General features: G+C 73.0%; 18 protein-coding genes. All 18 read left to right on the top strand.

Going from position 1 to position 23,053, the window contains the following annotated elements:
* Nucleotides 1–8 precede the first annotated feature (8 nt).
* The 18 genes from L107_RS01160 to L107_RS01075 all read left to right on the top strand — a co-directional run bounded on the left by L107_RS01160 (nt 9) and on the right by L107_RS01075 (nt 22,874).
* Nucleotides 9–1,130, top strand: coding sequence for a hypothetical protein (locus L107_RS01160; protein ID WP_159816052.1), 1,122 nt, complete (start codon nt 9–11; stop codon nt 1,128–1,130).
* Between the two features lie 22 nt (nt 1,131–1,152).
* Entirely contained in the window at nt 1,153–2,037 is an 885-nt protein-coding gene (locus L107_RS01155) for a glycosyltransferase family 2 protein (RefSeq protein ID WP_159816051.1), read from the top strand.
* On the top strand, nt 2,034–3,389 hold the full coding sequence (locus L107_RS01150) for a glycosyltransferase family 4 protein (RefSeq protein WP_159816050.1): 1,356 nt from the start codon (nt 2,034–2,036) through the stop codon (nt 3,387–3,389). Before L107_RS01155 ends, L107_RS01150 begins: the two co-directional genes overlap by 4 nt.
* Nucleotides 3,382–5,403, top strand: coding sequence for a glycosyltransferase (locus L107_RS01145; RefSeq protein WP_159816049.1), 2,022 nt, complete (start codon nt 3,382–3,384; stop codon nt 5,401–5,403). The genes L107_RS01150 and L107_RS01145 overlap by 8 nt, the downstream gene beginning before the upstream one ends.
* Before the next feature lie 4 nt (nt 5,404–5,407).
* A complete protein-coding gene (locus tag L107_RS01140; protein ID WP_159816048.1) occupies nt 5,408–6,343 on the top strand; it encodes a glycosyltransferase family A protein in 936 nt (311 codons plus the stop codon).
* On the top strand, nt 6,340–8,403 hold the full coding sequence (locus L107_RS01135) for a glycosyltransferase (protein ID WP_159816047.1): 2,064 nt from the start codon (nt 6,340–6,342) through the stop codon (nt 8,401–8,403). Before L107_RS01140 ends, L107_RS01135 begins: the two co-directional genes overlap by 4 nt.
* Before the next feature lies 1 nt (nt 8,404).
* The gene (locus tag L107_RS01130; RefSeq protein ID WP_159816046.1) at nt 8,405–9,712 is read left to right on the top strand and encodes a hypothetical protein; all 1,308 of its coding nucleotides are present in this window, start codon (nt 8,405–8,407) and stop codon (nt 9,710–9,712) included.
* On the top strand, nt 9,709–10,884 hold the full coding sequence (locus tag L107_RS01125) for a glycosyltransferase (protein WP_159816045.1): 1,176 nt from the start codon (nt 9,709–9,711) through the stop codon (nt 10,882–10,884). The genes L107_RS01130 and L107_RS01125 overlap by 4 nt, the downstream gene beginning before the upstream one ends.
* Nucleotides 10,881–12,338 (top strand): hypothetical protein, encoded by a 1,458-nt coding sequence (locus tag L107_RS01120; RefSeq protein WP_159816044.1) that lies wholly within the window; start codon nt 10,881–10,883, stop codon nt 12,336–12,338. Before L107_RS01125 ends, L107_RS01120 begins: the two co-directional genes overlap by 4 nt.
* Nucleotides 12,335–13,138 carry a glycosyltransferase family 2 protein gene (locus L107_RS01115; protein WP_159816043.1) on the top strand — a complete coding sequence of 268 codons (804 nt, stop codon included), beginning with the start codon at nt 12,335–12,337 and terminating at the stop codon, nt 13,136–13,138. Before L107_RS01120 ends, L107_RS01115 begins: the two co-directional genes overlap by 4 nt.
* Nucleotides 13,139–13,244: 106 nt before the next feature.
* Nucleotides 13,245–14,279, top strand: coding sequence for a GDP-mannose 4,6-dehydratase (locus L107_RS01110; protein WP_159816042.1), 1,035 nt, complete (start codon nt 13,245–13,247; stop codon nt 14,277–14,279).
* On the top strand, nt 14,276–15,493 hold the full coding sequence (locus tag L107_RS16845) for a glycosyltransferase (protein WP_159816041.1): 1,218 nt from the start codon (nt 14,276–14,278) through the stop codon (nt 15,491–15,493). The genes L107_RS01110 and L107_RS16845 overlap by 4 nt, the downstream gene beginning before the upstream one ends.
* Before the next feature lie 5 nt (nt 15,494–15,498).
* Entirely contained in the window at nt 15,499–17,343 is a 1,845-nt protein-coding gene (asnB, locus tag L107_RS01100; protein ID WP_159816040.1) for an asparagine synthase (glutamine-hydrolyzing), read from the top strand.
* Between the two features lie 277 nt (nt 17,344–17,620).
* The gene (locus L107_RS01095; RefSeq protein WP_159816039.1) at nt 17,621–19,372 is read left to right on the top strand and encodes a carbamoyltransferase C-terminal domain-containing protein; all 1,752 of its coding nucleotides are present in this window, start codon (nt 17,621–17,623) and stop codon (nt 19,370–19,372) included.
* A complete protein-coding gene (locus tag L107_RS01090; RefSeq protein WP_159816038.1) occupies nt 19,369–20,247 on the top strand; it encodes a glycosyltransferase in 879 nt (292 codons plus the stop codon). Before L107_RS01095 ends, L107_RS01090 begins: the two co-directional genes overlap by 4 nt.
* Before the next feature lie 28 nt (nt 20,248–20,275).
* Nucleotides 20,276–21,010, top strand: coding sequence for a hypothetical protein (locus L107_RS01085; RefSeq protein WP_159816037.1), 735 nt, complete (start codon nt 20,276–20,278; stop codon nt 21,008–21,010).
* Between the two features lie 11 nt (nt 21,011–21,021).
* Nucleotides 21,022–21,939 (top strand): hypothetical protein, encoded by a 918-nt coding sequence (locus L107_RS01080; protein ID WP_159816036.1) that lies wholly within the window; start codon nt 21,022–21,024, stop codon nt 21,937–21,939.
* A complete protein-coding gene (locus L107_RS01075; protein ID WP_159816035.1) occupies nt 21,936–22,874 on the top strand; it encodes a glycosyltransferase family 4 protein in 939 nt (312 codons plus the stop codon). The genes L107_RS01080 and L107_RS01075 overlap by 4 nt, the downstream gene beginning before the upstream one ends.
* The last annotated feature ends 179 nt before the right edge of the window (nt 22,875–23,053 follow it).

The following is a 23,053-nucleotide window of genomic DNA, read 5'->3' as shown; positions in this document are numbered from 1 at the left end:
CTTCCTCCATGACCGGTCCCTCGTCGCCACGGCCGATCGCCGCCCACTTCCTGCTGGTGCCGGAGCTGCTGCACTCGCCCCCCAACGAGGCGATCATCTCCGCCCTGCTGGAGAACGGCTACGACGTCCATGTCTTCGCCCCCGGGCCCTGCGGCAGCACCGCCCCCTACGGCGACCGGGTCAGCACCCACCCGGTGGCCTATGCGATGCGCTGGCTGCTCAGCCAGGCCTGGCGGCCGCGCTGGCGCCGCTACGCCTGCTTCTCGGGCACCACCGAGGATCCGATCGCCGTGGTGGGGGTGCTGGCCCGTCTGCACCGCCGTCCCTCCTTCATCCTCGGGGACGAGATCCGCGCCGGCAGCTACCGGGGGCCCCGCTCGGAGCGCTGGAAACGGCTGTGTCTGCAGGCCTACCGCCGGGCCCGCTTCACCATCGTCAACGACACCCACCGGGTGGATCTGGTGCGCGACTACGCCGGCCTGCCGCCGGCCCAGCCGGTGCTGGTCTACCCGGGCTGTTTCCGGCAGCCCCCCCCGAGGGATCCGGAGCTGCGCCAGGAGCTCCGCCGGCGCTGGGGGCTGGCGCCGGACGCCCTCACCCTGGCCATCTCCGGGGGCTTCAACCTCACCGCCGGCGCCGACTGGCTGCTCGACGCCCTGCACGAGGATCCGGCCCTCTGCGCCGTGATCCAGCCCCTGGGGGTGGATCCCCTGGCCCTCTACCTGCTGCGGCGCCTGAGCCTGGGGGGCCGGCTCCACATCGAAACCGGCCGGCTGTCCTGGCAGGAGGCCTGGCGATCGGCCGTGGGCTACGACATCGGCCTGGCCGTGTACACCAATCCGGCGCCCCAGTTCCAGGCCATGGGGGTCAGCTCCAACCGGCTGTGCATGTACCTGGCCATGGGGGTGCCGGTCATCTGCAGCCGCCAGCCCAGTTTCCAGTTCGTCGAGGACTTCGGCTGCGGCGTGATGGTCGACGATGGCGCCGGCTTCCTGGCGGCGGCCCATCACCTCGGCGCCGACCTGGAGGCCCGCCGGGAGGACTGTGCCCGCTGCTTCCACGACCACATCCGCCCCCGGGAGCGCTACCGCGGCCTGGTGGAGGCGATCGGCGCCCTGGGGCGTCCCTGAGGGAGCACCCACCACCGCCGCCATGAACCGTTCCTCCCTCAACCTGCGCCTCTACCTCGCCGCCCGGGCCGTGGTGCACGGCGGCCGCCGCCGCATCCCGCGGGTGCTGCTGCCGCCGCGGCGGCCCCTCGGCGATCGCTTCACGATCGCGATCACCACCTTCGAGGCCCGCTACGAGAGCTACTTCCGTCCCCTGTACCGCTCCCTGCGGCGCACGTTCCCCGAGGTGCCGATCCTGGTGGCCGTCAACGGCCACGGCGATGCCGCCAGCCAGGGCCGCTACCTGGAGCGGCTCTGCGGGGAGCTGGCCAGCGGCGAACCGCCCCATCGCCGCTTCCTGCTGCATGAGCGGGTGGTGGGGCTCTGCCAGATGTGGAACGAACTGCTCCAGGCCAGCCCCACCGCCACCACCCTGGTGCTCAACGACGACCTGCGCATCGACCCCTGGCTGCGGCGCTGGGCCGAGGCCATGGCCTGGGAATCGGTGGATCTCAGCCTGCTCAACAACACCTGGTCCCATTTCGCCATCGGCCGGCGCTGCTGGGAGCGCATCGGCGCCTTCGACCAGAGCTTCAGCGGCATCGGCTTCGAGGACATGGACTACACCGCCCGGGCGAGCCTGGCCGGGGTCGAGATCGCCGGGGTGGCCTGTCCCTACCTGCACCATGCGAATGACCAGCCCGCCACCACCTCCTTCGACGGCCAGTCGGAGCGGGTCTGGGGCAAGTACACCTCCGCCAACCAGGAGAGCTTCTTCCGCAAGTGGGAGCGCTGCCCGGCAGCGGAGGGGATCTACATCCGCCAGCTCGGCCACCACGTGCGGGCCGTCGCCCCCCTGCCGCACCTGGCCGTGCCGCCGTTGAACGCCGACGGACCGGGGATCGTCCACCTGGATCGGACGCCATGAGGGTGCTGGTGCTCGCCCCCTCCGCCTACCTGCTCGGCGGCGTCCAGGACTGGCTGGCGAACCTGGTGCCCGGCCTGCGGGACGGCGGGCTGGAGGTGACCGTGGCGGTGCCCGACGGGGAGCATCACCGCCATGGTCCCTATGCCCGGGCCTACCCGGCCCTGGCGGCCGGGGCGATCGCCAACCCCAGCGGCAGCGCCGAAGGCCGGATCCGTGCCATCGCCGCCCTGCTGGAACGGCTGGACCCGGATCTCGTGCTCGGCGTCAATCTCGTCGATCTGTACCCGGCGGCCCGGCGGGCCCGGCGCCGGGGGCGGTTCCATGGACGGGTGGTGATGACCCTGCATGCGCTCCAGGTGGAGTACTTCGACGACCTGCGCCGCCACGGCGCCGGCATCGACGCGGTGATCGCCACCAATCGGCTGGCCTGCCGGCTGGCGAGCGGGCGTGGCGGGATGGATCCGGCCCGGGTGCTCTACGCCCCCTACGGCGTGCCGGTACCGCCCTGGCGACGCCCCGACGGCGATCCGGGAGCCACCCTGAAGCTGGCCTGGGTGGGCCGGCTGGAGCAGGCGCAGAAACGGGTGCACGATCTGCCGCCGCTGCTGGAGGCGCTGCAGGCCCGGGGCCTCGACGTCCGGCTCAGCATCGCCGGGGATGGCGAGGAGCGTCCGGCCCTGGAGCGGTCCCTGGCCCCCTGGATCGAACGGGGCCGCGTGCGGATGCTCGGCCATGTCGACCAGGGCCGGCTGGCGGCGGAGGTCTACGGCCATCACCATGCCCTGGTGATCACCTCCTCCTGGGAGACGGGCCCGATCGTGGCCTGGCAGGCCATGGCCAGCGGCATGGCGGTGGTGAGCAGCCGGTACGTGGGGGCGGGCCTGGAGGGCGCCCTGGAGCAGGACGCCACGGCCCTGCTGTTCCCCTGCGGGGATACGGACGCCGCCGCCGGCGCACTGGCGCGGCTGCGGGATCCGGCCCTGCTGGAACGGCTCTCCAGGGCCGGACACGGCCTGGTGGCCCGTCGCTACAGCGGGGCGGCCTCCCTGGCCGCCTGGCGGCGGGCCCTTGATCAGGTGACGGCCCTGCCCCCCCTGCCCCAGGCCCCCCAGGAGCCGGCGCCGGTCCCCGCCGGACGGCTGGACCGCTGGCTGGGCTGCGGGCGGGGTGAGGACCTGCGCCGGCTGCTGGGGCTGCGCTTCCGCCACGGCAGCGCCGGCAGCGAGTGGCCCCATTCCGGCGGCGACGGGGCTGGCGACGGGGCTGGTGATGCCGCCGCCACCGGGGCCCAGGCCGAGGACCTGCTGGCGGCGGCGGCCCGCCTCGACGCTCCCGGGGCCTCCCATGGCTGAGACGGCGGGGCCCACCCGGCGGGAGCGGCTGGGCGTGTGGCTGAAGGACCGGCTCCGCTACGAGTGGCTGCTGCGCCGTCCGGCACCGGCCCAGCTCGGCATCGCCAACCGCCGCGAGCGGCTGGAGGCCGCCCCCGATGGCTTCGGTCAGGCCTGTCTGTGGCGCTACACCTCCCGCCTGCACGCACCGGCCGTCCAGCCGGAGCTCGGCCGGCGCCTGCTGCGCCGCTGCCTGGCGGCGGCACCGATCCGGCGCCGGCCCACCCCCGGCTGGGCCGCTGGGCCACCGGAGCTGAGCGTGCTGATCGGCCACCGGGGCACCGAGCGGCTGCCCCTGCTGCTGGCCACCCTCGACTCCCTTGCCGCCCAGGAGGGCGTCCGGCTCGAATGCCTGGTGATCGAGCAGGACAGCGAGCCCCGCATCGCCGACCGACTGCCCCCCTGGGTGCGCCACATCCACGGCCCCCTGCCGGACCCCACCGCCCCCTACAACCGCTCCCACACCTTCAACCTCGGCGCCCGCGAAGCCCGAGCCCCGGTGCTTCTGCTGCACGACAACGACATGCTCGTGCCCACCGGCTACGCCCGCCGCCTGCTGGAGCGGATCCGCCGGGGCTACGCGGTGGTGAACCCGAAGCGGTTCGTCTTCTATCTCGATGAGACCCACAGCGCGGCGGTGCTGGCCGGCTCGGGCGCCTACGACGCCAGGCCGGCGGAGGCGATCGTGCAGAACCTGGAGGCCGGCGGCTCGATGGCGATCACCGCCGAGGCCTACGCCGCCATCGGTGGGATGGATGAGGGCTTCGTCGGCTGGGGCGGGGAGGACAACGAGTTCTGGGACCGCTGCCTCACCCGGCCCACCTGGATCTGGGGCTACGAGCCCATCGTGCACCTCTGGCACCGGGGCCAGCCCCTCAAGCACCGGACCGAGAACCCCAACCTGGAACGGGCCCGGGCCGTGATGCGGCGCCCCGCCCTCGAGCGCATCGCCGCCCTGCGGCCCGCCCCGGTCCCCGGCCTGGTGAGCACGATCATCCCGGTCCACAACCGGGCCACCCTGCTGCGTGCCGCGGTGGCCAGCGTGCTCGATCAGGACCACCGGCCGATCGAGATCGTCATCGTCGACGACGGCTCCAGCGACGACACCGGCGCCGTGGCCGACGGGCTGGCCGCCGCCCATCCGCAGACCATCCGGGTGATCCACCAGCCCAACGGTGGTCCCGGAGCCGCCCGCCAGCGGGGCCTGGACCACAGCCGCGGGGAGTTCGTCCAGTACCTCGACAGCGACGACCTGCTGCTGCCCGGCAAGTTCAGCGCCCAGGTGGGCGCCCTGCGGCGCTCCCCCGGGGCCGGGATCGCCTACGGCCCCAGCCTGGAGGAGGACCACTCCCGGCGGCCCGTCGAACGGTGCGGCCCGATGCGGGCCACCGGGATCCCCCTGGAGCGGCTGTTCCCCCGGCTGCTGCTGGAGCGCTGGTGGACCACCAGCTGTCCCCTTTACCGACGCGAGCTGCTCGACCGCATCGGCCCCTGGCAGCCCTGGATCAACGAGGAGGACTGGGAGTACGACGGCCGGGCCGGGGCGACCGGGACCCCCCTGGTGTGGGTGCCGGCGCCGGTGTCGGTGCGGCGGATCCACATGGGCGACGACCACCTCAGCGACCGGGGCCACCTGGACCCCCGCAAGCTGGTGGACCGCTCCCACGCCCAGGAGTCGCTGCTGCGCAGTGCCCTGGCCGCCGGCGTCGACCCCGGCGGCCCCGAGATGGCCCGCTTCTGCCGCTCCGCCTTCCTGCTCAGCCGCCAGTGCGGTGCCGCCGGCGCCGAGCAGGCCGCCCGCCGGCTGTTCCGGCTGGCCCGGCGCCACGGGGCCCGGCAGCCGCGACGGCAGCTGGAGTTCCTCCTCTACGGCCTGCTCGCCGCGGCCCTGGGCTGGGGCCGGGCGGCCCGGCTGAGCATGGGAGTCCGGACACGGCTGCGGCCAGGACCCCGCCCAGGGGGGAACATGACCTGAGGTGATGCACGAGCCTGTGGAGCACGAATCCGGCACGGCCCCGCAGGTGTCGGTGGTGATGGGGGTTCGCAATGGCGCCGCCAGCCTCGCCGCGACCCTCGATTCCCTGACCGGCCAGGAGGGGGTGGAGCTGGAGATCGTGGTGATCAACGACGGCTCCAGTGACAACACCGGCGCCCTGCTCGCCGCCCGGGCCGCCGCCGAGCCGCGGCTGCGGGTGCTGGATCGGCCGGGACGGGGCCTCACCCGCTCCCTGATCGAGGGCTGCCAGCTGGCCCGCGGCCAGTTCATCGCCCGCCAGGACGCCGGCGACCTCTCCCTGCCGGGCCGGCTGCAGCGGCAGCTGCGCTGCCTGGAGGCGCATCCCGACGCCAGCCTCTGCTCCACCCACGTGCGCCTGGTGGTGCCGGAGGGGGCCACGGTGCGGGTCAACGCACCGGAGCCGGCGGAGCTGGCCGATGGCCTCACCGGACCCGCCATCCACGGTTCGGTGATGATGCGCCGCAGCGCCTACGAGCGCGCCGGGGGCTATCGGCCGATGTTCTATTTCGCCCAGGACATCGATCTCTGGAGCCGCATGGTGGAGCTCGGCAAGCACCTGGTGGTGCCGGAGGTGCTCTACGAGGCCACCCTCTCCCCAGGATCGATCAGCGGCTCCCGGCGCCGGGAACAGGATGCGTTCCATGGTCTGATCGTGGCGGCCACCGAGGCACGACGCTCAGGCCGGGAGGAGGGGCCCGTGCTGGCCGAGGCCGAGGCGCTGAGCCAGCACTGCCGCGGCTCGCTACCCGACCCCCGCCGCCAGGCCGATGGGGCCTACTTCATCGGCGCCTGCCTCCTCCGTGAGCACCCGGACCTGGCCCGCCGCTACCTGCGCCAGGCCCTGGCCCTCAACCCCTGGCACCTCAAGGCCCGGCTCAAGCTGGCCACCCTGCCATGACCCTCAGCGTCGCCATTCCCACCTTCGGCCGCGATCAGGTGCTGGTCGACAGCGTTGCCGCCCTGCTGGCGCTGGATCCACCGCCCTTCGAGCTGCTGGTGGTCGACCAGACGCCCCGCCACGACCCCGACAGCGAGGCCCGGCTGGCGGCCTGGCAGGCGGAGGGACGGATCCGGTGGCTGCGGCTGCCGACCCCCTCGATCACCGGCGCCATGAACGTGGCCCTGCAGGAGGCCCGCGGCGATCGGGTGCTGTTCCTCGATGACGACATCCTGCCGGACCCGGAGCTGCTCAACGCCCACGAACGGGCCGGGGCGGCCGACCCCGGCGCCATGCTGGCCGGACGGGTGCTGCAACCCTGGCACGGGGGCCAGAGCGATCCGGAGGACGGGCCCTTCCTGTTCAACAGCCTGCGGCCCCGCTCCGTGGCGGAATTTATGGGGGGCAACGTGGCCATCCCCCGGCGGCTGGCCCTGGATCTGGGGGGGTTCGACCAGAATTTCGTGCGGGTGGCCTACCGCTTCGAGGCGGAATTCGCCTTTCGCTGGCGCCAGGCCGGCCATCCGATCCAGTACGTGCCCGGTGCCCTGATCCACCACCTCCGGGCCGAGCGGGGCGGCACCCGCAGCTACGGCAAGCACCTCACCACGGTGAAGCCCGACCACGCCGTGGGCCGGTACTACTTCCAGCTGCGCACCCAGCCCCTGCCGGCGGCCCTGGCGGGCTGCCTGGGCGGCTGGCTGGGGTCGGTGCGCAGCCGCCACCACCTGCGCCATCCCTGGTGGATCCCCCCCACCCTGATCGCTGAAGGGCGCGGTCTGCTCTGGGCCCTGCGCCTGCAGCGCAGGGGGCCGGCCCTGCTGCCGACCCGCCGGCGGCGGCTGCTGATCGCCGGCAGCCACCCGGTCCAGTACCAGACGCCCCTGTTCCAGGCCCTGGCCGCCGCCCCCGGCGTGGCCACCGATGTGGTGTACCTCACCCTCCCGGACGCCCGCACCCAGGGGCTGGGTTTCGGCGTCGCCTTCGAGTGGGACGTGCCGCTGCTGGAGGGCTACCCCTGGCACCGGGCCGCCAGTGGCCGGGGCCGCGGCATCACCTCCGGCTACCGGGGCGTCTGGCTGGCCCGGCCCCTGAAGGAGCTGGGCTTCGGCCCGGCCCGGCAGCGCCCCGATGCCCTGCTGCTCACCGGCTGGCACTTCCTGGGCATGGTGCAGCTGTTCATCGCCGCCCGGCTGCAGGGCCTGCCGGTGCTGCTGCGGATGGATTCCAACGCCTTCCGTCCCAGGCCCTGGCCCCTGAACCTCACCTATTGGATGCTGTTCCGCGGGGTGTCGGTGGGCCTTCCCGTGGGCACGGCCAATGCCCGCTGGTACCGCCAGTTCGGTGTGCCCCAGAGCCGGCTGGTGCCCTCGCCCCACTTCGTCGACAACGCCTACTTCGCGGAGCGGGCCGCGGCCCTGCGCCCCCGGCGGGACGCGCTGCGCCAGGACTGGTCCGTCCCCCGGGAGGCCTTCTGCTTCCTGTTCGCCGGCAAGCTCCAGCCCAAGAAACGGCCCCTCGACCTGCTGGAAGCGCTGCGGCTGCTGGTGAGGGAGCCCCTGGCCCACCCGGTGCATCTGCTGATGGTGGGCAGCGGCCCCCTGGAGGAGGCCTGCCGGGAACGGGCTCGCCAGCACACCCTGCCGGTGAGTTTCGCCGGCTTCCTGAACCAGTCGGCCATGCCCTCGGCCTATGCGGTGGCCGACGCCCTGGTGCTGCCCTCGGACCACGGCGAGACCTGGGGGCTGGTGGTGAACGAGGCCATGGCCTGCGGGCTGCCGGCGATCGTGAGCGACCAGGTGGGCTGCGCCGAGGATCTGGTGCTGGACGGCCGCACCGGCCTGGTGAGCCCCGTCGGCCAGCCGGCGGCCCTGGCCGCGGCCATGGGCCGGATGGCCGCCGATCCGGCCGCCGCCGCCGCCCTGGGGCAGACGGCCCGGGAGCGTGTCAACAGCCACTTCGGCGTGCGGAACGCCGCCGAGGGGATCCTGGCGGGGCTGGCCCTGCTGGAGCGGCGCTGAGATGGCCAGAGCCCTGGTCCTCTCCCTCCAGCCGCCGGGGGGCGGCGGCGTCCAGGCCCGCCGCTACGCCAAGCTCCTGCCCCATCTGCCGGCGGCGGGCTGGGAGTTCCACGTCGTCGGCCCCGACCCCCGGCTCGATGCCGTCACCCCGGAACCCTTCCCCGAGCAGGAACGCTTCTGCCACTACAGCCGGCAGGTGTCCCGCTCCCAGCGCTGCGCCATCCGCAGGAACCGGCGCCGTCGCGGCTCGCCGCTCCACCTCTGGTTCGGCCTGCGCCAGCTGGTCCACCGGCGCCTGGAGCAGCTGGGGCGCCACGACCCCCAGGCCCATGTCCTCAAAGGCCTCCGGGCCACCGCCCTGGAGACGGCGGCGCGCCTTCCCTTCGATGCGGTGGCCGGCATCTGCCCGGATTTCCGCGTGCTCGAGGTGGCCCTGGAGGTGGCCGGCCAGCTCGGCAAGCCCTTCATCGCCATCTACGACGATCCCTTCGGCCACCGGGAGAAGGGCCGTTTCCACCCGGCCCACCCCGAGCGCCAGCGGGCCGTGCTGGCCGCCGCCGCCGGGGCCGTGTTCGCCTCGCCCCTCACCCTGGAGCGCTACCGGGAGCAGGGGCTGCTGGGCGACACCCCGGCCCGGTTCCTGCCGGACTGCTTCGATCCCGGTGAGGCTCCCGCGGCCCCGCCCGCCAGCGTCGGAGGCGGGCCGGCCAGCGGGGAGACGCCGGCGCGACCCCTGGCGCCGCTGACGCTGTTCCACCCCGGCAGCCTGGGCCCCTGGCGGCCGATCGAGCCCCTGCTGGAGGCGGTGCGGCGCTGGCGGGCCGAGGCCCACGGCGGGCTGCGGATCCTGCTCTACGGCTACCTCTACGAAGCGGCCCGGGCGGCCATCCGCCGCGACCCCCTCCTGCGCCAGGACGTCACCCTCCACGCCCCCGTCAGCAACGAACGCTCCCACCAGCTGGCGGAGGCCGCCGATGGCCTGCTGGTGCTGATCGGCCCGCGCCACACCGACAACCTGCCCTCGAAGTTCTTCGAATACCTGCCCCACGCCACGCCGGTGCTGGTGGCCGGGCCGGCCGGCAACCCGCTGCAGGCGATCGTCGCAGGCCTGGAGAAGGGGATCTACTGCGACATCGAGAGCAGCGCGGCCATCTTCGACGCCCTGGTGGCCCTGCGGGAGCGGGGCGGCTGGTTCCGGGAGCGCCACCGCCACCACCGAGAGGCCATCGCCGCCTACGCCGCCCCCGCCGTGGCCGCGACCTGGGGGGCAGCCTTCGACGATTTCCTGGCGATTCGCCCGGCGCCATGAGGGTGCTCCATGTCATCCCCTCGATCAGCCCGCTGCGGGGCGGCCCCAGCCGGGCCGTGGTCGAGATGGTGGCGGCCCTGCGGCTCCGGGAGGTGGACGCGGCCATCCTCACCACCAACGACCATGGCCCGGGGCTCCACCCCGACCTGGTGACCGGCCGCTGGCAGCAGCACCAGGGGGTGCCGGTGCTGGCCTTTCCCCGCTGGAGTCCGCCCGTCGCCGCCCTGCGGGAGTTCGCCATCAGTCCCGGGCTCAGTCTCTGGCTGGCCCGCCACCTGAAGGAGTACGACCTGCTGCACATCCATGCCCTGTTCTCCTACCCCTCCACCAGTGCCATGGCCCAGGCCCGCTGGGCCGGCGTTCCCTACATCCTGCGCAGCATCGGCCAGCTGAGCCCGTGGAGCCTGGCCCAGAGCCGCGGCCGCAAGCGGCTGATGCTGGGCCTGATCGAACGGCGCAACCTGCAGCGGGCGGCCGCGCTTCACTTCACCAGCGGCGCCGAACGGGACGAGGCCGCCGCCCTCGGCCTGGCCCCCCCCGCCCTGGTGCTGCCCCTGGGGGTGCGCGGCCCCGCGGCGGCGGCGGCGGCGGGCGACCGGGAAGGCACCACGCCGGTCCGCTTTCTGTTCCTGTCCCGGCTGCACCCCAAGAAGCGGCTGGAGAACCTGCTGGACGCCCTGGCCCTGCTGCAGCGGCACCGGCCGGAGGCGTCCTGGGAGCTGGCCATCGCCGGCGACGGGGAGCCGCGCTACATCGCCGGGCTGCAGGAGCGCAGCCGGCGCCTGGGCCTGGAGGCCCGTTGCCGCTGGCTGGGGTTCGTGGAGGGGGAGGCCAAGTGGCGGGCGCTGCAGACGGCCGACTGGTACGTGCTGCCATCGGCGGCGGAGAATTTCGGCATCGCCGCCGTGGAGGCCCTCGCCGCCGGCACCCCGGTGATCCTGTCCCCCGAGGTGGCCGTGGCCGCCGATGTGGAGCGCTGCGGCGCCGGCCTGGTCTGCGGCAGCGACCCCGAAGCCCTCGCCCGGGCCCTGGTCACCGCCCTGGAGCGGCCCTCCCTGTCAATGCGGGCGTCCGCCCTTAATCTGGCTCAGATGGATTTTTCCTGGAGCACGATCGCCCTTCAGCTGCGTGACGCTTACCGCCAGGTGCTGAACTCCTCCCCCGGCCGATGACCATCCTGCTGCTGATCGTGCTCTTCGGCGCCCTGGCCGCCGTGCTGCTCGACGGCGACTGGCGGGCGGGCCTGATGGTCACCCTTCTCATCGGCTTCGTGCAGGATCCCCTGCGCAAGATCACCCCGGACCAGCCCGGCTACATGGTCGGCCTGGTGCTGATCGGCTTTGCCCTGTGCGGCGCGGTGATGCTGGAGCGGGCGGGCCGCTTCAACCTGCGGGCCATGTTCTGGACGGTGCCGCAGTTCGATGGCTGGGTGACGATCTACTTCGCCCTGATCGCCCTGCAGAGCCTCAACAGCTTCGCCCGTTTCTCCGACATCCGCCTCACCGCCATCGGCGCCGCCTTCTACCTGGCCCCGGCCTTCGGCCTCTGGGTGGGCTTCCAGGTGGGCTGCTCCCTGCCGTTCCTCAAGCGGCTGCTGACGCTCTACCTGATCGGTTCGACGGTGATGGCCTTCACCGTCTACCTGAGCTTCCAGGGGGTCGACCATCCCACCCTCCAGGAAGTGGGCGGAGGTCTGCTGATCACCTTCCGCCACGGCTTCTCCGCCCAGGGGGCCTCCGGCTTCTGGCGCACCAGTGAGATCGCCTCCTGGCAGCTGTCGGCGGCGGCCTGCATCGCCGCATCGATGGGCATCGCCAGCCAGAAACCCACCAATCAGTTCGGGCTGCTGCTGCTGGCGGCGGGCTTCGCCTTCCTGACGATCCTCACCGGCCGGCGCAAGGCCCAGGTTCTGATCATGGCGTTCGTCGCCGTCTATCTGCTGCTCTTCAGCCGCCGGGCCAGCCCCGCCTCCAAGGAGCGGGTGATCTCCAGCGTGCTCGGCGTGGCCGGGATCGCCTATCCCCTGTATGCCTTCATCCTCTCCGAGAATCTCGGTGAGAACTTCGGCGAGTACACCAACCGCTCCCTGACCATCCAGCAGGATCTGGTCGAGCGCTTCGATTCCCAGGGCATCGGCGCCACCCTGCGGGCCATCCAGGTCTCCGACGGCATCGGCATGGGGGTGGGCGCCGGCGCCAGCACGGGGGGCCTGGTGAGGAACGCGGCCCGCGATGCCATTCAGAGCGTGGGCTACGTCTCCGAGGGTGGCGGCGGCCGCCTGATCCTCGAACTGGGCGTCCCCGGCATGGTGGTGCTCGGGGTGATCCTGGTGCTGCTGGGCCTCGTGCTGCTGCGAAACTTCCGCCTGCTGAAGCAACTGCCCCAGTCCACCTCGGCCCTGCTGATGGGGCTGATGTCCTTCGCCCTGGCGAATGTCCCGGCGTTCTTCTCAGCGGCCCAGCTCTATGGCGACCCCTTCGTGCTCATCCTGATGAGTCTGTCCCTCGGCTCCTTCCTGGCCATTCCCACCCTGGTGTCCCAGCAGCAGGAACAGTGGGCGCTGTGGCAGGAGCAGCGACGCCAGCAGCAGATCCTCCTGGAGCAGCATTCCCAGCCCCAGACATGAGTTGGAACGAGCCCGCCGCGCCGCTCCTCACCGCCCTGATCCTGACCCACAACGAAGAGGCCAACATCGGCCGGACCCTCGACCACCTGGGCTGGCTGGATTCCATCCTGGTGATCGACAGCGGCAGCAGCGATGCCACCCTCTCGATCCTCGCCGGCCACGGGGCGGTGCGGGTGCTGCACCGACCGTTCGACAGCTTCGCCGACCAGTGCAACTTCGGCCTCGACCAGATCACCTCCCCCTGGGTGCTGAGCCTGGATGCGGACTATCTGATCCCGCCGCCGCTGGCCGCTGAAATCCAGGCGGTGCTCAGCGATCCGGCGGCCACTGCGATGGCGGGCTATGCCATCCCGTTCCGCTACTGCATCGGCGGCCGGCCCCTGCGCAGCGGCATGCTGCCCCCCCGCACCAGCCTCTATCGCCCGGAGCTGGGCCGCTATCGCAACGACGGCCATGGCCACCGCATCGTCCTGTCGGGACCCGTCGGGCGGCTGCGGCAGCCGATCTTCCACGACGACCGCAAACCCCTGAAACGCTGGCTGGCCTCCCAGGGCTCCTACCTGGCCATCGAGGCGGCCAAGCTGCGGGCCACCCCCTCCAGCCAGCTGTCCCCGGCGGATCGGCTGCGCAAGCACACCCCCCTCGCCCCCTTGGCGGCCCTGCTGTTCTGCCTGATCTGGAAGGGGGGGCTCCTGGAGGGCTGGCGCGGCTGGGCCTACGCCCAGCAGCGCATGTATGCCGAACTGCTGCTCCATCTGATGCTCCTGGAGGGCCGCTGCAGCCTCTCGACTCCCCCGTGATTGCCCACAGGGCCCTGCAGGATCTGGCGGTTGGATTAAGGTCCGGCCGGACCGCTGGACCGCCCCCTTCGAGTCCTTCGTTGATTCCCCCGCCCCGCTCTTCTCGATGCCTTCGATCCTGATCACCGGCGGCGCCGGATTCATCGGCGTGAACGCCGCCCAGCACTTCGCCTCCCTGGGGTGGGAGGTGGCGGTCCTCGACAACCTCTCCCGCCGGGGCACCGAGGACAACCTCCGCTGGCTCCTCGATCAGCATCCCGCCATCGCCTTCCACCGCATCGACATCCGCCAGGCCGAAGCCCTCGCGGAGGTGGTGGCCGCCGTGCGTCCGTCGATGCTGCTGCATCTGGCCGCCCAGGTGGCGGTGACCACCTCCTACACCAACCCCCGGGAGGATTTCGAGATCAACGCCCTCGGCACCTTCAACGTCATGGAGGCCGTACGGCTCCATTCCCCCGGGAGCTTCGTGCTCTACGCCTCCACCAACAAGGTCTACGGCGGCATGGAAACGGTGCCGGTGGAGATGACCCCCCACGGCTACCGCTTCCGCGACCTCCCGTCCGGGGTGCCGGAAAGCCAGCCCCTCGATTTCCACTCCCCCTACGGCTGCTCCAAGGGGGTGGCCGACCAGTACACGATCGACTACGCCCGCATCTACGACCTGCACACCTGCGCCTTCCGCCAGTCCTGCATCTACGGCACCCGCCAGTTCGGCATCGAGGACCAGGGCTGGGTGGCCTGGTTCAGCATCGCCGCCCTGCTGGAGCGGCCGATCACCCTCTACGGCGACGGCTGGCAGACCCGCGACGTGCTCGACGTGCGCGACCTGGCCCGGGCCTATGAGGCCGCCTGGCACAGCCGCGACCACATCAGCGGCCAGGCCTTCAACATCGGTGGCGGGCCGGTCAACACCCTCTGCCTGCGGGATCTGCTGGGCTTTCTGGAGGAGGAGCTGGCCATCACGCTCACGCCCCTCAGCGGCCAGTCCCGCCCGGGCGACCAGCCGGTGTTCATCTGTGATGTCACCAAGGCGGCCGAGCAGCTGGGCTGGACGCCGGAGATCAGCGTTGATGCGGGTGTACGTCACCTGATCCGCTGGGTCCGCGACAACCGCGACCTGTTCGGCTGGCTCAGGCAATGAGGCGGCCCCGGGCCCTGGTCAGCACCATCGAACCGGTGGACGGCGGCGTGCCCGCCATGACCACCGCCGTCACCCGGATGCTCGAGGAGCTCGACATCGAGCCCGTGTTCGCCTGGTACGCCCCCTGGAGCACCCATCCCCGTCTGTCGGTGCCGCTGCACGCGCTCGCCAGCGGCCGGCGCCCCGGTCGGATGGAGCGGTGCGTCTACGGCGACCATGACGGCCATGGCCTGGGGGCCTGGCTGCCGGAGCTGGAGTTCACCCACTACCTGCCGCGGCGGGCTTGGCGGGAGCTGGTGGCCGGCTGCGACCTGCACCTCTCGGTGACGGGCAATCCCCTCTGCGCCGTCCCCTTCGCCCGCCTGGGGATCCCCTTCCTGGCCTGGGTGGCCACCCCCTGGAGGGAGGATCGCGTTGACCGGGTCAGGGGCTTCTCCCGGCCCCGGCGGCTGCTCGACCGGATGCTCAACGGACCGGTGCTGCAGCGGCTGGAGCGCCAGGTGCTGCGGGCCCCCCGGGGCCGGATCCTGGCGTTGAGCGGTTACACGGCCCGGGCCCTGGAGGCGCTGGCCCACCGGCCCATGGACGGGGTGATGCGGATGCCGGTGAATCCCGCCGTCTTCCGCCCCGCCCCGGAGCGGCTGGTGCCCTGGCGCGTCGGCTTCGCCGGGCGCTACGGGGACCCCCGCAAGCACATCACCCTGCTGCTGGAGGCCGTGGCCCGCCTCGTCGCCGCCGGCCACCCCATCGAGCTCGTGCTGGCGGGCGAGCAGGACGTCGACCGCCTGCGCGGCCCCCTGGTGGCGATGGGACTGGCCGAGCGGGTGTGCTGCCTCCCCTGCCTGGCCCCCGCCGCCCTGGCGGAGGTGCTGCAGACGCTGGATGTGTTCGTGATCCCCTCCCACCAGGAGGGGCTGTGCATCGCCGCCCTCGAGGCCATGGCCTGCGGCGTCCCGGTCGTGAGCACCCGCTGCGGCGGCCCGGAGGACTACGTGCTCGACGACCGCACCGGCCAGCTGGTGCCCCGTGATCCCGCCGCCATGGCGGCGGCGATCGCGGCGATCAGCGTCGATCGGGACCGGCGCGGGCGCCTCTCCGCCGGCGCGCTCACCTGGGTGCGGGAGCAGGCGAGCCCCCAGGCGGCCCGGCGCACCTTCCGGGCCCACCTGGAGGCGATCGCCCCCGGGAGGATTGCCTCCCTGCGGGAGGCCTAGGGGCGATGTGCGGCATCGCGGGCCAGCTGGGGAATGACCCGGGCGACTTCGCCGCCAGGGTCGGCCCGCGCCTCGCCCACCGGGGGCCGGATGATGCCGGCGTCTGGCAGGACGCCAACGCCTGCCTGGTGCACCGGCGCCTGGCGATCCTGGATCTCCCCCCCCTGGGCCCCCAGCCGATGGCCTCCGCCTGCGGCCGCTGGCAGCTGGTGTTCAACGGCGAGATCTACAACCATGCCGAGCTGCGTGGCCGGCTTGAGGCGGAGGGGCAGCGCTTCCGGGGCAGCGGCGACACGGAGGTGCTGCTGGCCTGGCTGGTGAGCCGGGGCCTGGACGGGTTGGGGGCGCTGCGGGGCATGTTCGCCTTCTGCCTGTATGACACCCGGGAGCGCAGGGCCCTGCTCGGCCGCGATCCCCACGGCATCAAGCCCCTCTACCTGCGCAGCGGCCCGGGGGGCGGCCTCGCCTTCGCGTCGGAGCTGCGGGCCCTGCTGGCCGCCGACGGCGAGGCGCCGCGCCTGAACCGCCGGGCCCTGGGGCGCTACCTGGCCACCGGCTCGGTGAGCGAGCCCGACACCCTGGTGGAAGGGGTGCAGCGCCTCCCCTGCGGCCACGCCGCCACCTGGCGCCAGGGCCGGCTGACGCTGCAGCCCTGGGGAGCCCTTCCGGAGAGCCTCCTCGGCGCCACCGGCACGGGCGCCATGACGGCGGCGGCGGCGGTGGCCCTCACCCGCTCGGCCCTCGAGGATTCGGTGGCGGCCCACATGGTCAGCGATGTGCCGGTGGGGCTGTTCCTCAGCGCCGGGCTCGATTCCGCCTCCCTGCTGGCGCTCGCCCCCCGGGGCCTGCACACCTTCACGATCGGCTTCGAGACGCCGGGCGCCGGCGCCTTCGATGAATCGGGGCCGGCGGCCCGCATCGCCGCCCACTTCGGTGCCCATCACACCCCCCTGAACCTCAGCGCCGACCAGGCCCGCCAGTGGCTGCCGGCCTTCCTGGCCAGCCAGGACCAGCCCTCCATCGACGGCTACAACACCTGGTGTGTCTCCCGGCTGGCCACGGAGCACGGGCTGAAGGTGGCCCTCTCCGGGCTCGGCGGGGATGAGCTGTTCGGCGGCTACCCCAGCTTCCGGATGGTGCCGAAGCTGCGGCGCTGGCGGAGCCTGATCGGCCCCGCCGGTCCACCGGCGGCCTGGCTGCTGCGGCGGCTGCCCCAGGGGCGCCGCGCCCGGCTGCAGCGGATCACCGGACTCCTGGAGGCGCCCGCCTCCCTGGCGGAGGCCTACGGCTGCTTCCGGGGCCTGTTCTCCCGCTCTGAGGCCGATCGTCTGCTGGCGCACTGGGGGCTCCCTCCCGATCCCGGGGGCGTGCCGTCGGCCGCCGATGGCGGCGGGGTCGGGGGCGGCCCGGGCGGCGGCGCAGCGCCGGGGGGCCGCGAAGGGGTGGCCTGGCTGGAGGGCAGCCGCTATCTGCGCAACCAGCTGCTGCCGGACAGCGACGTGATGGCGATGGCCGCCGGGCTGGAGCTGCGCCTGCCCCTGGTGGATGCCCGGCTGCAGCGCCGGCTGGCCCCGATCCCCACCGCCCTGCGGCTGGCGGAGGGCAAGCAGCTGCTGGCCCGCAGCGTGCCGGAACTGCCCGACTGGTTCCTGAACCGCCCCAAGCAGGGGTTCCGCTTCCCGTTCCAGCTGTGGCTGGACGACCCGGCCACGCCCCTGGCCCTGCGGCTGCCCTCCACCCCCCGGGGGATCGATCTGACGCCCTGGTACCGGCGCTGGAGCCTGATGGTGCTGCAGCACTGGCTGGAGGCGCACCTCGGCCTCAGCCTTGCGCCGGTGCCCCGCCGATGAGCCGGTTCACGGCGTGGCCGTCCGCGCTGGCGGGGAGGGCTCCGGAAAGGTCACCTAGAATCGACTCGCGGGCGAACGCCGTCTCCGCCGTGTCATCCGCTGAGCGTTTTTCTCCCTTGATCCGGCCAGCCGTCCGTGGAAGCCGAGGCCGACCGGGTGATGGGGCCCATCGGGACGGCTCCGGTGCCCCGGACCGGAGCGGGGTTCCACCGATCCCCCTTCGCGGGGCCCCATCCGTCCAGCCCGTCCTCCACCCGCCGTCCGGTTCCCCAGCTCCATGACGCTCATCCTGGGCATCAATGCCTTCCACGCCGATGCGGCCGCCGCCCTGGTGCGGGACGGGGTGATCGTCGCCGCCGCCGAGGAGGAGCGCTTCCGCCGCATCAAGCACTGGGCCGGGTTCCCCTCCCAGGCCATCGCCTGGTGTCTGGCCGATGCCGGCGTCGGGCCGGCCGACCTCGACCACGTCGCCATCAACTCCCAGCCGGGGGCCCACCGCTGGCGCAAGGTGGCCTACACCCTGGGGCACCGTCCCGATCCCCGCTTCCTGGTCGCCCGCTGGCGCAACAAGCGGGAACGGGCCGATCTGGGCCAGCAGCTGGCCCAGGCCTTCCCCGGGGCGGCGATCCGGGCCCAGCTGCATTTCGTCGAGCACCACCGGGCCCATCTGGCCTCGGCCTTCTTCGCCTCCCCCTTCGAGGAGGCGGCGGTCATCTCGGTGGACGGCTTCGGTGACTTCGCCAGCGGTGCCTGGGGGTATGGCCAGGTCAACCAGCTCAGCCTCGATGGCCAGATCTGGTTCCCCCATTCCCTCGGCGCCTTCTACACGGCGATCACCCAGTACCTGGGCTTCCCCAACTACGGCGACGAATACAAGGTGATGGGGCTGGCGCCCTACGGCCAGCCCACCCGGATGGAGGCGATGCGCCGCATCGTGCGGCTGCAGGACGACGGCACCTACCGCCTCGATCTGCGCTACTTCCTCCATGCCACCCAGAAGCTGCCGCACCAGTGGAGCAACGGCGCTCCCGTGGTGGGCAGCCACTGGAGTCCGGAGCTGGAAGCCCTGCTCGGCCCCGCCCGCCGGGCCGACCAGCCCCTGGAGCAACAGCACATGGACATCGCCCGCTCGGCCCAGGCGATGTACGAGGAGGCCTTCTTCCACCTGCTGCGGGCCCTGCACCGCAGCCACCCCAGTGACCGGCTCTGCATCGCCGGGGGCTGCGGCGCCAACTCGGTGGCCAACGGCAAGGTGACCCTGGCCACCCCCTTCCGGCACGTCTACGTCCAGGCGGCCGCCGGCGACGCGGGGGGCGCCCTCGGCGCCGCCCTTGAGGTCTGGCACGGCCTGGGCAAGCCCCGTGCCACGCCGATGCGCCATGCCTACCTGGGCAGTCAGCCGGCCCCCGGGGAGGTGGAGGAGCTGCTGGCCAGAGCGGACACCCGCACGGCCCTGGAGCAGGCCGGGTGCAGCCTGGAGCAGCCAGAGGAGGGGGTCCTGTGCGAGCAGGTGGCGGCGGCGATCGCCGAGGGGCTGGTGATCGGCTGGTTCGACGGCCGCATGGAGTGGGGCCCCAGGGCCCTGGGCCACCGCTCGATCCTCGGAGACCCGCGCCGCGCCGACATGAAGGACATCCTCAACCTGAAGATCAAGCGCCGGGAATCCTTCCGCCCCTTCGCCCCTTCGGTGCTCGCCGAGGCGGTGGGTGAGTGGTTCAGCCTCGACGGGGAGGTCCCCTTCATGATGCAGGTGTATCCGATCCGGGAGGAGCAGCGGTCCCGCATCCCGGCCGTCACCCACGTGGACGGCAGCGGCCGGCTCCAGACCGTCAATGCCGCCGACAACGGCCGCTACTACCGCCTGATCCGGGCCTTCGCCGACCGCACCGGCGTGCCGATGGTGCTCAACACCTCGTTCAACGAGAACGAACCGATCGTCTGCACCCCCGCCCAGGCCCTCGACTGCTTCCTGCGCACCCGCATGGACCTGCTCGTGCTCGGCGACGTGCTGATCCGCCGGCAGGGGTGAACGCCACGCCGCCACCCGGCCCCGCCAACGGCGCCACCCCGCCCTCAGGCGCCGCCACCGGGCTCACGCTGATCGTTCCGACCCTCGATTCCCACCACCTGCTGCCGCGGCTGGTGAACTCCCTGCAGCGCCAGAGCTGGCCCCACTGGCGGGTGCTGTTCATCGATGGGCCCAGCGGGCCGGAGCACCGGGCCTGGCTGGAGGCCCTCTGCCACCGGGACCACCGTTTCAGCTGGCAGCCCCAGGATCCGGCCCTCCCCGGCATCTTCGGCGCCATGAACCAGGGTTTCCGGGCCGCACCGGCGGAGCACTGGCTGCTGTTCTGGGGCAGTGACGACTGGGCGCCCTCCCGCACCGTGCTCGAGGAGGCCATGGAGGCGACCCAGCGGGGGCCCCGCGGCGGCCAGCCACCGGATCTGGTGGTCTGCTCCGGCCGCTATGCGGGCAAGGGGCCGGACGGGGCCACGCGCCTGGGGCGGCGCACCGCCTTCTCCAGCTGCCGGGCCTTCCGCCTCAGCCTGTTCCTGGGCTCCACCCCCCCCCACCAGGCCACCCTGATCGGCCCCGGGGCCCGCCGGCGGCTCGATCACTACGCCGAACCCTTCCGGCTCTCCGCCGACCTCGACTACTTCCTGCGCCTCAGCACCAGCCGCGACCTGACGGCCAGGGGCCTGGATCTGGAACTGGTCCACATGGGGGAAGCGGGGGCCAGCGGCCAGCAGACCGGCCGGCGGCTGCAGGAGGTCGCCCTGGCCTACCGCCGGGCCTTCGGCTGGCTCTGGTGGCTCCCCTTCGGCCTGCGCTACGTCCGGCGACTCTGGAGCCGCCGGCCCGGGGCCGGGCGGCGGCGGAAGCCCCCCGGACGGGACCGATAAGCTTGCCCAGGCCTGCGCAGCGATTCCCTTGCCCGAGGAGGAGAGGCCACCTGGGGCCGACCCGGAACCACGGCGGCAACGGATCCGCAGAAAGCGGGCACGGCCGAGGCAGGGCACCCTGCTGCAGCGTCTCTGGTGGAACCGCCGGACCCGGCTGGTGATCCTCGCCCTGGGCGTGGCCGCCGGCCTCGCCTGGTTCTTCGCACCTGCCTGGCAGAGGAAGCGGGGCAGCTCCCCCCGGCCCTTGCCGCAGGCCGTCACGGCCGTTCCGAGGGGCTCCGCCCCGGGCCCGGACGTCATCTCCGTCTTCATCGAGGATCCGTGGCGCAGCCAGTCGGCCCTGCTGCTCTGGCGGGAGCGGCCCGGTGCCTATCTGGTGCTGCAGGGCAACGCCGAGTACCAGGCCATCACCACCAACCACCTCAGGAACCGCCAGCTCTGGCCCCGGGACACCTCCAGGATCGTGCGGCTGCTGCCGGGCTGCGACACGGTGGGCCAGGTCACCCACCTGGCCAGACTGCTGCAGAACTGGCCCCAGCAGGGCCGCATCACGATCGTGACAGCCCCGACCCATATCGATCGAACCCTGGCGATCTCCCGGATCGTCTATGCCGGCACCGGCTGGCAGGTGGATGGCTCCGACGCCGAAACCGGCGATCTGCGGCCCGAATCCCAGCTGCGCCTCTGGCGCGACCAGCTGCGGGCCTCCCTCTGGCGCCTGACCGGATGGGACGGGCGCCTCGATGGCAACGACTGCGTCTGATCCCCCTGGCCATGCCCGCACCCGCTCCGATCACGCTCTTCGGGGCCACCAGCCCGAGCGGCCAGGCCCTGATCGCTCTGGCGGCCGGGCGGGAGCTGGTGGTGGCGGGCCGACGGGAACCGCGGCCCCCGGCCGGCGGCGGCGACGCACCGCCCTTCCTGCGCTGCGACCTGGAGGACTCCGGCGCCGGGCCTGAGATGCCGGCGGGGCTGCTGGTGAGCTTCGCCCCGATCTGGTCGTTCGCCCCCTGGCTGGAGCGCTGGGCCCGCCGCGACCCGGCCGGCTTCGGCCGGCTGCCGGGGGTGGTCGCCTGCTCCTCCTCCTCGGTGATCACCAAGCGCTTCGCCGCCAACCGCTTCGACCGGGATCTGGTGCGGCGGCTGCGGCAGGCGGAGGAGACGCTGGCCCGAACCTGCGCGGCCCATGCCCGACCCCTGCGGATCCTGGCCCCCACCCTCATCTACGGCCAGGCCGGCCCCCTCGGCGATCGCAACCTCAGCCGGCTGCGCCAGCTGCTGCGCCGCCTGCCCCTGCTGCCCCTGCCCGGCGAAGGAGGGCTGCGGCAGCCCATCCACTGCCGCCAGCTGGCCGCCGTGGCCCTGCACCTGGCCGACCGCCTGGCCGAGGACGGCTTCGACCCCTCCCAGCCGGTGCATCTCCCCCTCGGCGGCGACGACACCCTGAGCTACGCGGCCATGCTGCGGCGCCTGCAGGAGGCGACCGCCCCGGGGGATCGGGCCCGCCGCTGCCGCCTGCTGGCCCTGCCGCCGCGCCTGTTCCTGGCCCTGGCTACGCCGCTGCTGCTGCTCTCCCCGAAGCGCTTCGAGGCGGTGCTGCGCATGGGCGCCGACCTGGCCGGCTTCACGCCGGCCCACCGCCTCCTGGGGGGATCCCCCGAACCCTTTCCCGTGCTGCCGCTGGTGCCATGACCAACCTGCAGGGCCCGGCCTTCCTGCTGCTCGGCGCCGGCCTCGGGGCGCTGCTGCTGCACCGCCTGCTGCCCCTGCTGCGGCGCCGGCTGGTGGATCAGCCCAACGCCCGCAGCTCCCACCGGCGACCCACCCCCAGGGGCGGCGGCGTGGCCTTCGTGCTCGTCGGCTGCGCCCTGGCTCCCCTGGCGGGGGGGGGCTGGCCGGCCTGGATTCCACTGATCTGCCTGCCGCTGGCGCTGGTGGGACTGCTGGACGACCGTCTCGACCTGCCGGCCACCTGGCGCTACGGCGTCCAGATCGCCACGGCCGTGGCCCTGGTGGCGATCACACCCCTGGCCCTGCCGTGGTGGCTGGTGCCGGTGGCCGTGTTCGCGGCCACGGCGGTGATCAACTTCATCAATTTCAGCGACGGGCTCGACGGGCTCGTCGCCGGCTGTGCCGTCGTGCTGCTGGGGGTGGCCGCCCTGGCCCTGGCCCCCGGCGGCGGCCAGGCCCTGCTGCCGCTGATCGGGGCCCTGCTGAGCTTCCTGGCCTGGAACTGGAGCCCGGCACGGGTGTTCATGGGAGATGTGGGCAGCACCTTCCTGGGGGCGGTGATCGCCGGAATGGTCCTGCAGCAGACCACACCGGCCCTGGCCCTGGGGCTGCTGCTGGCGGGCTTCCCGCTGCTGGGGGACGCCTGCCTGTGCGTCCTGCGCCGGCTGGCCGCGGGCCAGCCGATCTTCCAGGCCCATCGCCTGCACCTCTACCAGCGCCTCCATCAGGCCGGGTGGCCCCATGGCCGGGTGGCCCTGCTCTACATCGGGGCCACCGCCCTGCTGGGGGCGGCCCTGCTCCTGCGGGGCCTGCCCCTGGAGCTCGGCCTGCTGCTGCTGGAGCTGGTCCTTGGCCTGTGGCTGGATCGGCACCAGGCGGTCCCCTTCTCACCTTGAACGGGCAGTAACCTCAAAGGGTGCAGGGATTGCCAGGGCCATGATCCATTCCTTTACCACACTATTGCTGTGTGAAATTGCTGTGTGAAAACGACAATCTCCAGCGGATTGCCTAGTCGTGGTCGGCCCACCCGGCCGCAAACCCTTTCGCCGTTCCTTCCCCGGGCTGTCCTTCCACG

The organism is Cyanobium sp. Copco_Reservoir_LC18 (assembly GCF_009834675.1).
Taxonomy (GTDB): domain Bacteria; phylum Cyanobacteriota; class Cyanobacteriia; order PCC-6307; family Cyanobiaceae; genus Cyanobium; species Cyanobium minutissimum.
The sequence above is the reverse complement of the archived record's forward strand: the minus strand, read 5'-3'. Positions and strand labels throughout refer to the sequence as shown.

Excerpts from the sequence above, each read along its gene's own strand:
- asnB (WP_159816040.1), top strand. The coding sequence starts at position 15,499 with ATGTGCGGCATCGCGGGCCAGCTGGGGAATGACCCGGGCGACTTCGCC.
- L107_RS01080 (WP_159816036.1), top strand. The coding sequence starts at position 21,022 with ATGCCCGCACCCGCTCCGATCACGCTCTTCGGGGCCACCAGCCCGAGC.
- L107_RS01130 (WP_159816046.1), top strand. The coding sequence starts at position 8,405 with ATGGCCAGAGCCCTGGTCCTCTCCCTCCAGCCGCCGGGGGGCGGCGGC.
- L107_RS01140 (WP_159816048.1), top strand. The coding sequence starts at position 5,408 with ATGCACGAGCCTGTGGAGCACGAATCCGGCACGGCCCCGCAGGTGTCG.
- L107_RS01145 (WP_159816049.1), top strand. The coding sequence starts at position 3,382 with ATGGCTGAGACGGCGGGGCCCACCCGGCGGGAGCGGCTGGGCGTGTGG.
- L107_RS01135 (WP_159816047.1), top strand. The coding sequence starts at position 6,340 with ATGACCCTCAGCGTCGCCATTCCCACCTTCGGCCGCGATCAGGTGCTG.
- L107_RS01120 (WP_159816044.1), top strand. The coding sequence starts at position 10,881 with ATGACCATCCTGCTGCTGATCGTGCTCTTCGGCGCCCTGGCCGCCGTG.
- L107_RS01095 (WP_159816039.1), top strand. The coding sequence starts at position 17,621 with ATGACGCTCATCCTGGGCATCAATGCCTTCCACGCCGATGCGGCCGCC.
- L107_RS01150 (WP_159816050.1), top strand. The coding sequence starts at position 2,034 with ATGAGGGTGCTGGTGCTCGCCCCCTCCGCCTACCTGCTCGGCGGCGTC.
- L107_RS01115 (WP_159816043.1), top strand. The coding sequence starts at position 12,335 with ATGAGTTGGAACGAGCCCGCCGCGCCGCTCCTCACCGCCCTGATCCTG.
- L107_RS01110 (WP_159816042.1), top strand. The coding sequence starts at position 13,245 with ATGCCTTCGATCCTGATCACCGGCGGCGCCGGATTCATCGGCGTGAAC.
- L107_RS01160 (WP_159816052.1), top strand. The coding sequence starts at position 9 with ATGACCGGTCCCTCGTCGCCACGGCCGATCGCCGCCCACTTCCTGCTG.
- L107_RS01075 (WP_159816035.1), top strand. The coding sequence starts at position 21,936 with ATGACCAACCTGCAGGGCCCGGCCTTCCTGCTGCTCGGCGCCGGCCTC.
- L107_RS16845 (WP_159816041.1), top strand. The coding sequence starts at position 14,276 with ATGAGGCGGCCCCGGGCCCTGGTCAGCACCATCGAACCGGTGGACGGC.
- L107_RS01155 (WP_159816051.1), top strand. The coding sequence starts at position 1,153 with ATGAACCGTTCCTCCCTCAACCTGCGCCTCTACCTCGCCGCCCGGGCC.
- L107_RS01125 (WP_159816045.1), top strand. The coding sequence starts at position 9,709 with ATGAGGGTGCTCCATGTCATCCCCTCGATCAGCCCGCTGCGGGGCGGC.